The organism is Microbacterium sp. HJ5, assembly GCF_054824025.1.
This window is the reverse complement of the sequence record NZ_JSYE01000011.1, coordinates 137,786-152,485: the sequence shown is the minus strand read 5'-3', so window position 1 is coordinate 152,485 and position 14,700 is coordinate 137,786. Positions and strand designations below refer to the sequence as shown.

The following is a 14,700-nucleotide window of genomic DNA, read 5'->3' as shown; positions in this document are numbered from 1 at the left end:
CTGGAGCATGCGCATCCTGTTGAAGCTCGTGATCGACTGCGACGCGGATGCCGCGTGGCGGGCCGTCCACTCGCCCCGCGCGGTGGCCGAGCTCTACGGTCCGCTCCTCGACCTCGAGCCGATGGTGCCCGGCGGGCTGCCGACGTCGTGGTCGCCCGGCGACGACGTGCCGGTGCAGCTCGCCGCCCTCGGCAAGGTGCCCGCAGGACAGCAGCTCATCCACGTGAGCGAGCGCGAGGTCGACGAGCCTGCGGGGAAGGTGCGGATCTTCCGCGACAGCGGCATCCCGCTCACCGGTCCGCTGTCGAGCCTCGACGTGTGGGACCACCAGATGGCTGTGTCCCCCGCCCCGGGCGATGCGTCGAAAACACTGTGGCGCGACCGGCTGGTGATCGGCGGGCCGACCGCCCCGATCCTCTGGCCCGTGCTGTGGAGCGCGTGGCAGTGGCGCGGCGCGCGCATCCGCGCCCTGGCGCCCACGTGGGCGCACGACCTCGCGGTCGACTCCGACCCGTCGATCTGATCCCCGCCCGGCCGGCCGCCCGGACCGGTCACGGTGCCGAGTTGCCGGTTGCGGCGGGGTCCGAGCGCGCCGAGGTCGCCGCAACCGGCAACTCGACGGCAGAAGGGCGAAGGTGAGCGGATGCCGCGACCGAAGCCGGGCCGCGGCATCCGCCCGACGACCCCGGATCAGTCGGCGAGAGCCTCGATCGGGGCCACCCGCGTCGCGAGCCGCGTGGGCACGACGGCGGCGACGAGGGTCAGGACGGCCGTCGCGACCACGATGAGCGCGACCGGGCCCCACGGCACCGCGGGCACGACGAGGGTGGGCGACGTCCAGGCAGGCGGCATGGCAACCGACCCGAGCAGCGACTGCGCGCCGGCCCATCCGTAGGCGGTGCCGAGCACCAGGCCCGTGACGACCGCGGCGATCGTGATGTGCGCGGCCTCGAGGAGGACCATCCTGCGCACCTGCCCGGTCGAGACGCCCAGGGACCGCAGCAGCCCGAGCTCGCGGCGGCGCTGCACCACGCCGATCGTGAGGAGGTTCACGAGCCCGACCGCGGCGATCACGGCCGAGACTGCGACGAGGCCCATCATGATGCCGGCGAACGTGTCGAGCACCGCGTTGAACTCGGTGTCGATCTCGCCCCCGCCCGACGCGGTGACGACCGACTTCACCGTCTCGAGTGCGACGGCGAACATCGTGACGAGCGTCACGCCGATCACGACGCCGATCGCCATGCGGCTCGATCGCTCGGGATAGCGCAGAGCGTTCTCGGCGGCGAGGCGGGCCGTCGCAGAGCTGCCGAAGAGGCGGCCCACGAGCCGGAGGACCGGCGGCATGATCATCGTCGAGCCGAGCACCAGGCCGGTGAACGACAGGATGCCGCCGAAGAACGCGACCACCACGCCGAGCGGCGTCACCAGTCCGAGCAGGATTCCTCCCGTCAGCAGCGCGGCTCCCGCGGCGAAGAGGCCGATCGCACCGCCGTTGCGTCCTCTGCGGCTCGCATACGAGTCGTGGGATGCCTCGACCGACCCGCCGAGCGCCTGCAGCGGCGTGACGGTCAGCACGCGTCGCGATCCGACCCACGCGGCGACCCACGTGGTGAGCGCGACGATCACGGCGGGGATCACGAGAACGGGCTGGAGCACGCCGTAGCCGACGTCGTCGACGCCGAGCAGCGTCTCGGCGAGCGCGATGCCCGCGGCCGACACGGCGATGCCTGCGATGAGTCCGGCGAGCGCGCCGACGACCCCGACGACGAGGCCCTGCCGGGCGACCTCCGCGCGCTGCGACATGGCCGAGGCGCCGATCAGCCGCAGGAGCGCGATGCGCCGGGTGCGCCCGGCGACGACCGTCGAGAAGGTGTTGGCGGTGACGATCGCGGCGACGTAGACGGCGACGCCCACGAGGATCACGGTCATCACCATGAGGACCACGGCGAGGATCCCGCTCTGGCCGATGTAGGGGTCGGCGCGCATGATCGCGGCGATGTAGCCGGTCGCGGTGAGCAGCACGGCCCCGAAGGCGCTCGAGATGGCGGCGACGAGGATGCTCGCGCCCATGCCGCGCTCGCGCAGCCACGAGAGGCGAGCTGCGCGCGGGGATGCGGCAGGGGCGGCCCCGGACTCCGGGCCTGCGGGGCGAGGCATCCGCTCGCCTGTCGATGACGCGGTCGCAGCGGTCACGACGCCACCGCCGGCTCGCCCGCGCCGAGCTCGGTCGCGAGCATGTAGGCCGAGATCTCTTCGGCGCTCTGACGCGGCTTGTCGGCGACGATGCGGCCGTCGCCGAGGAACAGCACGCGGTCGGCGTGGCTGGCGGCGACGGGGTCGTGCGTGACCATCGCGATCGACTGGCCGTGGTCGCGGCTCGCGGCTGCCAGAAGCCTCAGCACCTCGCGCCCGCTGCGGGAGTCCAGGTTGCCGGTCGGCTCGTCGGCGAACACCAGGTCGGGCGCCGTCGCGAGCGCGCGGGCGATGGCGACGCGCTGCTGCTGACCGCCCGAGAGCTCGTGCGGCCGGTGGCGGAGCCGCGGCGTGAGGCCGAGCGTGTCGACGAGGCCGTCGATGCGTGCCTTCTCGAGCGCCGTGGGGCGCCGGCCGTCGAGGTCGAACGGGAGCATGATGTTGCCGATCGCGTCCAGCGTCGGCACGAGGTTGAACGCCTGGAAGACGAACCCGACGCGGCGGCGGCGCAGGATGGTCAGCTCCAGGTCGGAGAGGCCCGTGATGTCGGTGTCGCCGATCCACGCGCGGCCGGCGGTCGGGGCATCCAGTCCCGCCATGATGTGCATGAGGGTGGACTTGCCCGAGCCCGACGGACCCATGATCGCGGTGAACTCGCCGCGGCGGATGCCCACCGAGACGCCGTCGAGCGCGCGCACCGTGCTCTCGCCGGCGCCGTAGGTCTTCGTGAGCTGCTGGACCCGCGCGGCGAGGCCCAGGTCGGTCGATGTGATCTCCATGGCATCGACGCTACGAACCGCGGCGGTGCGCGCGCGTCGGCCGGGCGAGGCATCCGCGTACATCTGCGGGATGATCTCTTCCGCGTCGTCGGATGACGGGTCTAGGGTCGCGGCAGGCCCACGACGACGAGGAGACCCGATGCCCGCCACGCCCCTGCCGCCGAGCGGCGACCTGCCCTCCGGTCCGAAGACGTGCGACGCGAGCGGCATGATCGAGATCCACCGGATGTTCCGGCGGGGGTTCGGCGAGGGGCCCGATCTGGTGCGACGGGTGTCCGACGGCGACACACAGCACGCCGAGGCCGTGGCGACACAGCTCGAGACGCTGTCGGTCGGGCTCCACGCGCATCACGGCGCGGAGGACGAGCGGCTGTGGCCCGCACTCGACGAGCGCGCCCCCTCGTGCGCCGCGCACGTCGAGCGGATGAAGGCCCAGCACGCCGAGATGCTCGCCCACCTGATCGAGCTGGACGGCGCGCTTCCCGCATGGCGCCGGTCGGCGAGCGGCTCGGATGCCGCGGCCGTGCTCGCCGCGCTCGACGGCGTCAACGGCGCACTCGCCGTGCACCTGCCCGACGAGGAGGCCAACATCGTGCCGGTGATGGAGCGCACGATCACCGAGGCCGAGGCCGAGTGGTTCGCCGAGCACGGCCGCAAGTCCGTGCCCAAGGGGCAGATGTGGCAGCAGCTGGGCGAGATCCTCGCGTCGCAGCCCGACGGCGGAGACGAGTGGCTCCGCAAGCACATGCCCGCGCCGGGGCGCCTGGCTTGGCGGCTGATCGGCAAGCGCACGTACGCGGCCCATCGCGCCGCGCTCGAAGGGCGCTGACCCGGGTTCGGCGCTGCCGGCTACGCCAGCCCGTGGTCGAACGCGAAGACGACCAGCTGTACGCGGTCGCGCAGCCCGAGCTTCGTGAGGATCCGGCTGATGTGGGTCTTCACCGTCGCCTCGCTGAGGAACTCGCGCGCGGCGATCTCGGCGTTGGAGAGCCCCCGCGCGGCGAGCGCGAAGATCTCGCGCTCCCGCTCGGTCAGCTGCGCGAACTCGTCGGGCACCGGGCGCGTGGCCGCGCCACCGACGTGCGCGAACAGCTCACGAGTGGCGGATGCCGCGATCACGGCCGACCCGCCGTGGACCGTGCGGATCGCGGCGAGCAGGAACTCGGGGTCGGCGTCCTTCAGCAGGAAGCCGCTCGCGCCCTGGCGGATCGCACGCGCCGCGGCCTCGTCGAGGTCGAAGGTCGTCAGCATCACGATGCGCGGAGGGTGGGGGTCGGCGAGCAGCTCCGCCGTCGCCGCCAGGCCGTCCATGACCGGCATCCGGATGTCCATGAGCACCACATCGGGGCTCGTCGATCGCACGATGTCGAGCGCCTCGCGCCCGTCCGACGCCTCCGCGACGACCTCGAGGTCGGGCTGCGAGTCGACGAGCATGCGGATGCCCGCCCGGAAGAGCGCCTGGTCGTCGACCAGCGCCACGCGGATCATGCCGCCACCCCGATCGGCAGCGCCGCTCGCACGACGAATCGTCCGCCGTCGATGACGGCGTCGAGGCTTCCGCCCGCGAGCTGCGCGCGCTCGCGCATGCCGATGATGCCGTGGCCGGGCCCGGCCGACGCGGGGGCCGACGGCGCGGCGAGCGCGCGTGCGGGGTTGACCACCTCCAGGTCGACGCGGGACGGATGCCACGCCAGGCGCACATCGACGACCCCTCCGTCGCCGTGGCGCAGCGCGTTGGTGAGCGCCTCCTGCAGGATCCGGTAGACGGCGAGCTGAGCTCCGGCGGGCGGGTCCTCGGCGGGCGTCGGATCGACGTCGACGCGCAGGTCGACGCCCGCTGCCCGCACCTGCGCGTAGAGCGACTCGAGGTCGGCGAGCGTCGGCTGCGGGCCGTCCGCCTGGCTGTGCCGCAGCTGCGTGAGCAGCAGCCGCACGTCGGCGAGCGCGCTGCGCGCCGTGGTCGAGATTGTTCCCAGCGCCGCCGTCGCGACGGCGGGGTCGGGCCCCGCGGCGTATCGTGCGCCGTCGGCCTGCGCGATCACGACCGCCAGCGAATGCGCGACGACGTCGTGCATGTCGCGGGCGATGCGCACCCGCTCCTGCTCGGCGATCGCGTCCGACTCGGCGCGGACCTGTGCACTCCGGTTCTCGCGGGCGCGGATCGCGGTGCGCACGAGCGCCCCCACCGTCCAGGCGAGCAGGAGCGCGAAGCCCGCGGCGACGAGCACCGCAAGGGCGATCGGGATCGTCGACCACGTGACGCCGCCCGATCCGAAGTACGGCCCGACGACGAGGTACACGGTGATGACGAGAGCACCGAGGAACGACGAGGCGAAGCCCAGCCAGAACACGAGCTGCGTGCCGTAGGCCGCCGTGGCGTAGAGCACCGCGAAGATGGCGAGGTCGACCGGGCTCGGCGGCCGGCCGAACGACATCTGCACCACGGCACCGCCCCACGCGAGCGCGAGGGCCAGAGCCGGTGAGAGGCGGCGCACGGCGAGAGCGGCGGACAGAAGCACCGTCACGAGCACCGCCGACAGCAGTGCGAGCGAGAAGTCCGGAGTGCCCTGCGCGAGCTGGATCTCGACGAACAGCGCCATCACCGCGAAGAAGCCGGCCACCACGACGTCGACGACGATCTGGTAGGGCTTCAAGCTGCGGAACACCGTTTCACGGTACGGGAGATCGGATGCCGCGGCATCCGTCCCCGGATGTAAGCGAGGGGCCGCGGCATCCGTCGCCGGATGTATCCGCCGCGGAAGCCCGCGTGATTCCTAAGGTCTGCTGAACCGACCATTGCGGGCGCGCGAGCGAGGCTTTACTGTCGCGTCACAGGCCGAAACCGACGGGAAACGTCGACTCGACAGGATCGGGGAGCGGGGCAGCTCTTCTGGTCGCATCCCGTCGGTCCCAGCCCGAGGGACCTCGAACGAGCACGGACGGAGACAACATGACGACGGTACGCGCGGCCATCTCGCAGACCACCTGGACGGGCGACAAGGAGTCGATGCTCGACAAGCACGAAGGGTTCGCGCGGGATGCCGCGGCTCAGGGCGCCCAGGTCGTGTGCTTCCAGGAGCTCTTCTACGGCCCGTACTTCGGCATCACGCAGGACAAGAAGTACTACCGGTTCGCCGAGCAGGCGGACGGCCCGATCGTGCAGCGGTTCGCCGCGCTCGCCAAGGAGCTGGGCCTCGTCACGGTGCTCCCGATCTACGAGGAGGCCGAGACGGGGGTGTATTACAACACGTCGGTGCTCGTCGACGCCGACGGCACGGTCCTCGGCAAGTACCGCAAGCACCATCTGCCGCACCTCGACCGCTTCTGGGAGAAGTTCTACTTCCGTCCCGGCAACCTCGGCTATCCGGTCTTCGAGACCGCCGTCGGACGGGTCGGCATGTACATCTGCTACGACCGCCACTTCCCCGAGGGATGGCGCGAGCTGGGCCTCAATGACGCGCACATCGTCTTCAACCCGAACGCGACCAAGCCCGGGCTGTCCAACCGCCTGTGGGAGGTCGAGGGGCCGGCCGCCGCGGTCGCCAACGGGTACTTCGTGCTGCAGCCCAACCGCGTGGGCCGCGAGGACAACGAGTACGGCGACCTCGCGGTGGACTTCTACGGCACCAGCCAGGTGATCGACCCACGGGGCAACTTCGTCGGCGAGCGCGGATCGGGCACCGACGAGGAGCTGCTCGTGCGCGACCTCGACCTCGAGATGGTGCGCGAGATGCGAGACGACTGGCAGTTCTACCGCGACCGCCGGCCCGACTCCTACACGAAGATCGCCCGGCCGTGACGGCTATGCGGACCATGTCGATGCGCGAGCGCTGCAGTTTCCTGCGACGGCGCCGGCGCCCGACGCAGCGCTCGCAGGAAACAGCAGCGGTCGAGATCCGGAGAGGGACGCAGCAATGACAACCACACTCATCAAGGGCGGCACCGTCGTCTCGGCGACCGGGCGCGGCGAGGCCGACGTGCTCATCGACGGCGAGACGATCGCCGCCGTGCTCGCGCCGGGCTCGCAGCTGCTCGGCACCGACCTGGCGGCCTCCGTCGACACGGTCGTCGACGCGACCGGCAAGTACGTGATCCCGGGCGGCATCGACGCGCACACCCACATGGAGCTGCCCTTCGGCGGCACCAACGCCTCGGACACGTTCGAGACCGGCACGCGCGCGGCGGCGTGGGGCGGCACCACGTCGATCATCGACTTCGCCGTGCAGCGGTACGGCGAGCGGGTCCAGGACGGCCTCGCCGCCTGGCACGAGAAGGCCCGAGGCAACTGCGCCATCGACTACGGCTTCCACCAGATCGTCGGCGGCGTCGACGAGGACTCGCTGTCGGCGATGCGCGGGCTGCTCGACGAGGGCGTCTCGAGCTTCAAGCTCTTCATGGCGTACCCCGGCGTCTTCTACTCGGACGACGCGCAGGTGCTGAGGGCCATGCAGGTCTCGGCCGAGACCGGGCTGCTCACGATGATGCACGCCGAGAACGGCCCCGCGATCGACGTGCTCGCCGCCCAGCTCGCCGAGGCCGGCAAGAAGGCGCCGTACTACCACGGCATCGCGCGGGCGTGGCAGATGGAGGAGGAGGCGACCCACCGCGCGATCATGCTCGCCAACCTCACCGGCGCCCCGCTGTACACCGTCCACGTGAGCGCCAAGCAGGCGGTCGAGCAGATCGCCTGGGCGCGCGACCAGGGCTGGAACGTCTTCGGCGAGACCTGCCCGCAGTACCTGTACCTGTCGCTCGAGGAGCAGCTCGGCGCGTTCAGCGAGGAGTGGGGGCAGTTCGAGGGCGCGAAGTGGGTGTGCTCGACGCCGCTGCGCTCGAAGCAGGAGGGCCATCAGCACCACATGTGGCAGGCGCTGCGCACCAACGACATCCAGATGGTCTCGACCGACCACTGCCCGTTCTGCATGAAGGGCCAGAAGGAGCTCGGCACCGACGACTTCCGGGCGATCCCGAACGGCATCGGCTCGGTCGAGCACCGCATGGACCTGATGTACCAGGGCGTCGTGACGGGCAAGATCACCCTCGAGCGCTGGGTCGAGCTCACCTCGACCACGCCGGCGCGGATGTTCGGCCTGTACGGCCGGAAGGGCGTGATCCAGCCGGGCGCCGACGGCGACGTCGTGGTGTACGACCCGAACGGGCACACCACGATCTCGGCGGCATCCCACCACATGAACATGGACCACTCGGCGTGGGAGGGATTCGAGATCGACGGCCACGTCGACACCGTGATCTCGCGGGGCAAGGTGATCGTCGACGACGACGCCTACCTCGGCGCCAAGGGCGACGGCCGGTTCCTCAAGCGCGGCCTGTCGCAGTACCTCATCTGAGCCCACCGGCGATCGAGTAGCGGAGCGTATCGAGATCATGGACTTCGGAGTCGTCCTCCAGACCAACCCGCCCGCCGCGCGCACCGTGCAGCTCGCGCAGCTCGCCGAGGCGCACGGCTTCAGCCACGTGTGGACGTTCGATTCGCACCTGCTGTGGCAGGAGCCGTACGTCATCCACTCGGCGATCCTCAACGCCACGAAGCGCGTCACCGTGGGGCCGTTCGTGACGAACCCCGCCACGCGGGACTGGACGGTGACGGCATCCGTCTTCGCCACCCTCAACGAGCTGTACGGCAACCGCACGATCTGCGGCATCGGCCGCGGCGACTCCGCGGTGCGCGTGACCAACGGCAAGCCGGTGTCGATGGCCGAGTTGCGCGAGTCCATCCACGTGATCCGCGAGCTCGGCAACTCCCGGCCGGTGGAGTACAAGGGCGCGACGCTGCAGTTCCCGTGGAGCCGCGGGTCGGAGCTCGAGGTGTGGGTCGCCGCGTACGGCCCGCTGGCGCTCAAGCTCACGGGCGAGGTCGGCGACGGCTTCATCCTGCAGCTCGCGGACGTCGACATCGCCGCGTGGATGATCAAGACGGTGAGGGATGCCGCGGCCGCCGCGGGCCGCGACCCCGACGCCATCTCGTTCTGCGTCGCCGCCCCGATGTACATCGGCGAGGACCGGCAGCACATGCGCGACCAGTGCCGGTGGTTCGGCGGGATGGTCGGCAACCACGTCGCCGACATCGTCGCCAAGTACGGCGAGCACGGCGCCGTGCCGGACGCCCTCACCGAGTACATCGCCGGGCGCCAAGGCTACGACTACAACACCCACGGCAAGGCCGACAACGACCACGTCGACTTCGTGCCGGACGAGATCGTGGAGCGCTTCTGCATCCTGGGCACCGCCGAGGAGCACATCGCCAAGCTCGAGCAGCTGCGCGCGCTCGGCGTCACCCAGTTCGCCGGCTACCTCCAGCACGACAACAAGGAGGAGACGATGCGGGTCTACGGCGAGACCGTGATCCCGGCGCTCTCCGCCCATGTGACGGCCAAGGCATGACCTCCGCTCCCCCGGCTCACGCGGCCGCGGCGCCGGCGACACCGGGCGACCCCGCGCACCCCGCCCGGGCATCGCGCCCGCGCGCGCGGCGGTCGGGCCTCGCGTGGCTGTGGGGGATCGTCGGGGTCTCGCTCGTCGTCATCGTGTGGGAGCTGTACAAGCTGCTGGCGCCCGAGGACGGGGTCGTCGTCGCGGGCCTGCGGATCCTGCCGCGCACCACCGACCTCGCGATGCCGCACGTGTGGGTCATGGCCGGCCGCCTGTTCGAGCCGGTCACGCGGCAGGAGGGCTCGCCGCCGCTGTGGGGCGTGATCGCGCTCGGTGCGCTCACCACGCTCGGCATCGCGGCGGTCGGCTGGGTCGTGGGCATGATCGTGGGCTTCGCGTTCGCCCTGCTCATGCAGCGGTGGCGCCTGGCCGAGTGGGGGCTGCTGCCCTGGATCATCCTCAGCCAGACGGTGCCGCTCATCGCGTTCGCCCCGATCGTCAAGAGCTGGGGCTCGCGCATCGAAATCGGCGACTGGGAGTGGCAGGACTGGATGTCGGTCGCGCTCATCGCGTCGTACCTCGCGTTCTTCCCCATCGCCGTCGGTGCGCTGCGCGGGCTGCAGTCGCCCGATCGCATCCACACCGAGCTCATGCACACCTACGCGGCGGGCTACTGGCCCACGCTCGTGAAGCTGCGGCTGCCGGCATCCGTCCCGTATCTCCTGCCCGCGCTCCGCCTCGGAGCCGCCAACGCCGTCATCGGCGCCGTCGTCGCCGAGGTCTCGACCGGTCTGCAGGGGGGCATCGGCCGACTGCTGATCCAGTTCGCGGGGCAGGCGTCGGGCGACCCGGCCAAGGCATGGGGACCGATCTTCGGAGCGATCGTGCTCGGACTGGTCGCCGCCGGCTCGGTGGCGCTGCTCGGAGTGTTCCTGAAGGACTACCGACGAGGAGAGGCGGCCTGATGACCGACACGGCGACGAGCACGGGGGCCGCGACGCGCACCGCCGCGGTGCGGGTGACGGATGCCTCGAAGGTGTTCCCTTCGAAGGCGGGCGACGTCACCGCGCTGGAGGCCATCGACCTCTCGGTGGGCGAGGGCGAGTTCGTGTCGCTCATCGGCCCCTCGGGGTGCGGCAAGTCGACGCTGCTCCGCCTCATCGCCGACCTCGACTCGGCGACGTCGGGCACGGTCGAGGTGTTCGGCAAGCCCGCGCACCGCGCCCGGCGCGACCAGGACTACGGCATCGCGTTCCAGCAGGCGGGCCTCCTGCCCTGGCGGACGGTCGCCGCGAACATCGCGCTGCCGCTCGAGCTGCACGGCGTCGGCGCCGCCGAGCGTCGCACGCGGGTCGCGGCGCTCGCGGACCTCGTCGGGCTGTCGGACTTCGCCGACCGGCATCCGGACCAGCTCTCGGGCGGCATGCAGCAGCGTGTCGCCATCGCCCGGGCGCTCGCCGAGCGGCCCCGCCTGCTCCTCATGGACGAACCGTTCGGTGCGCTGGATGAGATGACGCGCGAGCGCATGCAGGCCGAGCTCTCGCGCATCGCCGCCGAGACCGGAGCGGCGGTGGTGTTCGTGACGCACTCGATCCCCGAGGCGGTGTTCCTCTCGGACCGGGTGGTCGTCATGTCGCCGCGGCCCGGACGCATCACGCACGTCATCGAGACGGGCTTCGGCACGGAGGTCGCGCGCGACGAGTCGCTGCGCGAGACGCCGGCGTTCTTCGCCAAAGTGACCGCGGTGCGCGAAGCGCTGCACGGAGCGCCGGCGACGGCGCCGAGGGGAGCCGAGGAGCGATGACGACGGCCGAGCGGGCGCAGCGCGCGGGATGGAGTCCCGCCGCCGAGCGCCGCCTGCGCGTGATCGCCCCGATCGCCGTCGGGCTGCTGGGCCTGGCACTGTGGCAGTTCCTGGTGACGGTCGTCGGCGTCTCGGACTACCTGCTGCCGAGCCCCGAGGCGATCCTCCAGCAGCTCGTGGAGTTCTGGCCCGCGATCGTGCAGGCCACCCTCGTCACCGGCACGAACGCGCTGATCGGCCTCGTCGTGGGCACGCTGCTCGCGATCGCCCTCGCCGCCCTGGCCGCGCGCTGGCGCGCGGTCGACGGGATGTCGGCACCCATCGTCGCCTCGCTCGCCGTCGTGCCCATCGTGGCTCTCGCACCCGTTCTGAACTCGATGTTCGGCGCCGACAGCCAGTTCGGCCGCCAGGCGATCGCGGCCCTCGCGGCGTTCGTGCCCGTTTTCGTCAACACGCTCCGCGGCCTCCGCCAGACGCGTCCGGTGCACCGCGACCTCATGCACGTCTACGCCGCGTCGGGCGGTCAGACGTTCCGCCTGGTGACGCTGCCCACCGCCGTGCCCTACCTCATGACCGGCATCCGGATCGCGAGCTCGCTCGCCGTGATCTCCGCCCTCGTCGCGGAGTACTTCGGCGGACCGCGCGGCGGTCTCGGCACCTTCATCGCGACCTCTGCCGCCACGAGCGCCTACGCCCGCGCGTGGGCGTACGTCGCGGCGGCGATCGCACTCGGTCTCGTCTTCTACCTCGCGACGGCGTTCCTCGAATGGCTCGTGCTCCGCCGCATCCCGACCGGGGGCACGCGATGACGCGGCCCCTCGCACGACGTCCTCGCCCCGCGAGGCCGGCCATGCACCACCGCAGCGAATCCCCGTGAGGGGACGGAAAGGAACGACATGAGACACAGCACACGTCGCGCGCTCGCGACAGGCGCGTTCGCCCTGTCGGCCGCGCTTCTGCTCGCCGGATGCTCCGGCGGCGGTGACGCCCCGTCGGAGAGCGGCGGGGCCGACCCGGGCGAGCTGACCCCGGTCAAGCTCCAGCTCCAGTGGCTCCCCCAGGCGCAGTTCGCCGGGTACTTCGCGGCCATCGACCAGGGCTACTTCGAAGAGGAGGGCCTGGACGTCGAGATCATCCCGTCCGGCGGCGACATCGTCCCGCAGGACGCCCTCGCCAACGGCGACGTCGACTTCGCGATCGCGTGGGTGCCGAAGGTGCTCGGGTCGATCGAGGCCGGCGCGAACCTCACCGACATCGCGCAGATCTTCCAGCGGTCCGGCACCCTGCAGGTGTCGTGGGCCGACTCGGGAATCGACTCGGTCGACGACTTCGAGGGCAAGACCATCGGCTCGTGGGGCTTCGGCAACGAGTGGGAGATCTTCGCGGCCATGGCGGCGGAGGGCCTCGACTCGACGACCGTGCAGATCATCACGCAGGACTTCAACATGAACGCCTTCCTGCAGGGCGACATCGACGCGGCCCAGGCGATGACCTACAACGAGTACGCGCAACTGCTCGAGACGGTGAACCCCGACACCGGCGAGCTGTACCAGCCGGAGGACTTCAACGTCATCAGCTACCAGGACACCGTCGGCGCGATGCTGCAGGACGCGATCTGGGCCGACACCGCCCGTCTCGAGAGCGACGAGGAGTACGCCGACACCGCGGTGGCCTTCCTCAAGGCCGTGGTCAAGGGCTGGGTGTTCGCGCGCGACAATCCGGACGAGGCCGCCGCCATCACCCTCGCGAACGGCTCGGCATGGGGTCCCAGCCACGAGCTGTGGATGATGAACGAGATCAACAAGCTCATCTGGCCGTCGCCGGACGGCATCGGCATCATCGACGAGGCCGCGTGGCAGCAGACCGTCGACGGCGCCCTGTCGGCCGTCAACGAGACCGGGGCGCACCTTATCACCGAGGAGCCGCCCGCGAGCGCGTGGTCGAACGAGTACATCCAGCGCGCGCTGGACGAGCTCGAGGCGGAGGGGATCGACCTGAGCGGCGACTCGTTCACGCCCATCGAGGTCGAACTGCAGGAAGGCGGCAACTAGCCGCACCGGTCGTCCGGAGGGCGGGGGCCGTCGTCCCCGCCCTCCGGACGTTCCGTCCGCCCCGCCGCCGGGGCGACCCGTGTTGTCTCTTGACCCTCGACCGGCGAGCGACGAGCGTAGCCGGAGGGGATTCCACGCCGTACCGGAGGACGCGCCATGACCGAAGATCTCGATCGCGAGGCCAAGACGCTCGACCGCGCGCACGTGTTCCACTCGTGGTCGGCCCAGGGCGGGCTCGACCTGCCGGTGATCGCCGGCGGCTCGGGGACGGTCGTGTGGGACCACGCCGGCAACCGGATGCTCGACTTCGCCAGCCAGCTCGTCAACGTGAACATCGGGCACCAGCATCCGGCCGTCGTGGAGGCGATCCAGCGGCAGGCGGCCGAGCTCGCGACCATCGGACCCGCGACGGCGAACCTCGTGCGCGGGCGTGCGGCGCAGCGCATCCTCGACAAGGCGCCCAGCGGCTTCGCGAAGGTCTTCTTCACCAACGGCGGCGCCGACGCCAACGAGAACGCGATCCGCATGGCCCGGCTCCACACCGGCCGCGACACGGTGCTCTCGACCTACCGCTCGTACCACGGCAACACGGGCGCCGCGATCGTCGCGACGGGCGATTGGCGACGGATGCCGAACCAGTACGCCCGCGGTCACGCCCACTTCTTCGGCCCGTACCTCTACCGCAGCGAGTTCTGGGCGACGACGCCCGAAGAGGAGTCGGCGCGCGCCCTGCACCACCTCGAGCGCGTCATCCAGTCCGAGGGCCCCGCGACGATCGCGGCGATCGTGCTGGAGTCGGTGCCTGGCACTGCCGGCATCCTCATCCCGCCGCCGGGCTACCTCGCGGGCGTGCGCGCACTGTGCGACCGGTACGGGATCATGCTCATCCTCGACGAGGTCATGGCGGGCTTCGGCCGAACCGGCCGCTGGTTCGCTTTCGAGGGCTACGACGTCGTACCCGACCTCATCACCTTCGCGAAGGGTGTCAACTCCGGCTACGTGCCGGTGGGCGGTGTCATCATCTCCGACGCCATCTCGGCCACCTTCGACGAGCGGGTCTTCCCGGGCGGGCTCACGTACTCCGGGCACCCGCTGGCCGCGGCATCCATCGTCGCCTCGATCGACGCGATGGAGTCGGAGGGCATCGTCGACAACGCCCGCCGCATCGGCGCCGACGCGATCGGCCCCGGCCTGACCGGCCTCGCCGAGAAGCACCGCCTCATCGGCGAGGTGCGGGGCGAGGGCGTCTTCTGGGCGATCGAGCTCGTCGCCGACCGCGACACCCGCGAGCCGGTGGGCGCCGACGTGATCGGAAAGCTCAAGAAGGAGCTCTCCGCGCGGGGCCTCATGCCCTTCGCGGCCGACAACCGGATCCACGTGGTGCCGCCTTGCGTGGTCACCGACGACGAAGTGGCACAGGCCATGGCGATTTACGATGAAGCTCTGACGAGCGTCGAAGAGGACCTCTCTTGACGCGTGC

At 71.2% G+C, this 14,700-nt stretch carries 14 protein-coding genes; 10 read left to right on the top strand and 4 right to left on the bottom strand.

The window, feature by feature from the left end:
• Positions 1-7 precede the first annotated feature (7 nt).
• A complete protein-coding gene (locus OB08_RS05425; protein ID WP_461472917.1) occupies positions 8-523 on the top strand; it encodes a hypothetical protein in 516 nt (171 codons plus the stop codon).
• Positions 524-690: 167 nt separating this feature from the next.
• On the opposite strand, the gene OB08_RS05420 is transcribed toward OB08_RS05425, so the two are convergent.
• Positions 691-2,160, bottom strand: coding sequence for an ABC transporter permease (locus OB08_RS05420; RefSeq protein WP_461472915.1), 1,470 nt, complete (start codon positions 2,158-2,160; stop codon positions 691-693).
• Between the two features lie 32 nt (positions 2,161-2,192).
• Entirely contained in the window at positions 2,193-2,975 is a 783-nt protein-coding gene (locus tag OB08_RS05415) for an ABC transporter ATP-binding protein (RefSeq protein ID WP_461472913.1), read from the bottom strand.
• A 139-nt stretch (positions 2,976-3,114) separates the two neighbouring features.
• Here OB08_RS05415 and OB08_RS05410 point away from each other — a divergent pair, with 139 nt between their 5' ends.
• A complete protein-coding gene (locus tag OB08_RS05410; RefSeq protein ID WP_461472911.1) occupies positions 3,115-3,804 on the top strand; it encodes a hemerythrin domain-containing protein in 690 nt (229 codons plus the stop codon).
• A 20-nt stretch (positions 3,805-3,824) separates the two neighbouring features.
• On the opposite strand, the gene OB08_RS05405 is transcribed toward OB08_RS05410, so the two are convergent.
• Positions 3,825-4,463, bottom strand: coding sequence for a response regulator (locus OB08_RS05405; protein WP_461472909.1), 639 nt, complete (start codon positions 4,461-4,463; stop codon positions 3,825-3,827).
• Complete coding sequence (locus tag OB08_RS05400) at positions 4,460-5,641, bottom strand: sensor histidine kinase (protein WP_461472907.1); 1,182 nt, start codon at positions 5,639-5,641, stop codon at positions 4,460-4,462. Before OB08_RS05400 ends, OB08_RS05405 begins: the two co-directional genes overlap by 4 nt.
• Before the next feature lie 284 nt (positions 5,642-5,925).
• Here OB08_RS05400 and OB08_RS05395 point away from each other — a divergent pair, with 284 nt between their 5' ends.
• The 8 genes from OB08_RS05395 (at position 5,926) to OB08_RS05360 (ending at position 14,693) form a co-directional block, all read left to right on the top strand.
• Complete coding sequence (locus tag OB08_RS05395) at positions 5,926-6,774, top strand: nitrilase-related carbon-nitrogen hydrolase (RefSeq protein WP_461472905.1); 849 nt, start codon at positions 5,926-5,928, stop codon at positions 6,772-6,774.
• Between the two features lie 115 nt (positions 6,775-6,889).
• Positions 6,890-8,323 carry a dihydropyrimidinase gene (gene hydA / locus OB08_RS05390; RefSeq protein ID WP_461472903.1) on the top strand — a complete coding sequence of 478 codons (1,434 nt, stop codon included), beginning with the start codon at positions 6,890-6,892 and terminating at the stop codon, positions 8,321-8,323.
• 37 nt (positions 8,324-8,360) lie between these two features.
• The gene (locus OB08_RS05385; RefSeq protein WP_461472901.1) at positions 8,361-9,377 is read left to right on the top strand and encodes a TIGR03842 family LLM class F420-dependent oxidoreductase; all 1,017 of its coding nucleotides are present in this window, start codon (positions 8,361-8,363) and stop codon (positions 9,375-9,377) included.
• Positions 9,374-10,330: an ABC transporter permease gene (locus OB08_RS05380; protein ID WP_461472899.1), complete on the top strand. Its 957-nt coding sequence runs from the start codon at positions 9,374-9,376 to the stop codon at positions 10,328-10,330. The genes OB08_RS05385 and OB08_RS05380 overlap by 4 nt, the downstream gene beginning before the upstream one ends.
• Positions 10,330-11,169: an ABC transporter ATP-binding protein gene (locus OB08_RS05375; protein WP_461472897.1), complete on the top strand. Its 840-nt coding sequence runs from the start codon at positions 10,330-10,332 to the stop codon at positions 11,167-11,169. The genes OB08_RS05380 and OB08_RS05375 overlap by 1 nt, the downstream gene beginning before the upstream one ends.
• On the top strand, positions 11,166-11,978 hold the full coding sequence (locus OB08_RS05370) for an ABC transporter permease (RefSeq protein ID WP_461472895.1): 813 nt from the start codon (positions 11,166-11,168) through the stop codon (positions 11,976-11,978). Before OB08_RS05375 ends, OB08_RS05370 begins: the two co-directional genes overlap by 4 nt.
• 87 nt (positions 11,979-12,065) lie before the next feature.
• Positions 12,066-13,220 (top strand): ABC transporter substrate-binding protein, encoded by a 1,155-nt coding sequence (locus OB08_RS05365; RefSeq protein WP_461472893.1) that lies wholly within the window; start codon positions 12,066-12,068, stop codon positions 13,218-13,220.
• Positions 13,221-13,376: 156 nt separating this feature from the next.
• Positions 13,377-14,693, top strand: a complete 1,317-nt coding sequence (locus tag OB08_RS05360; protein ID WP_461472891.1) for an aminotransferase class III-fold pyridoxal phosphate-dependent enzyme — start codon at positions 13,377-13,379, stop codon at positions 14,691-14,693.
• Positions 14,694-14,700: the final 7 nt, after the last annotated feature.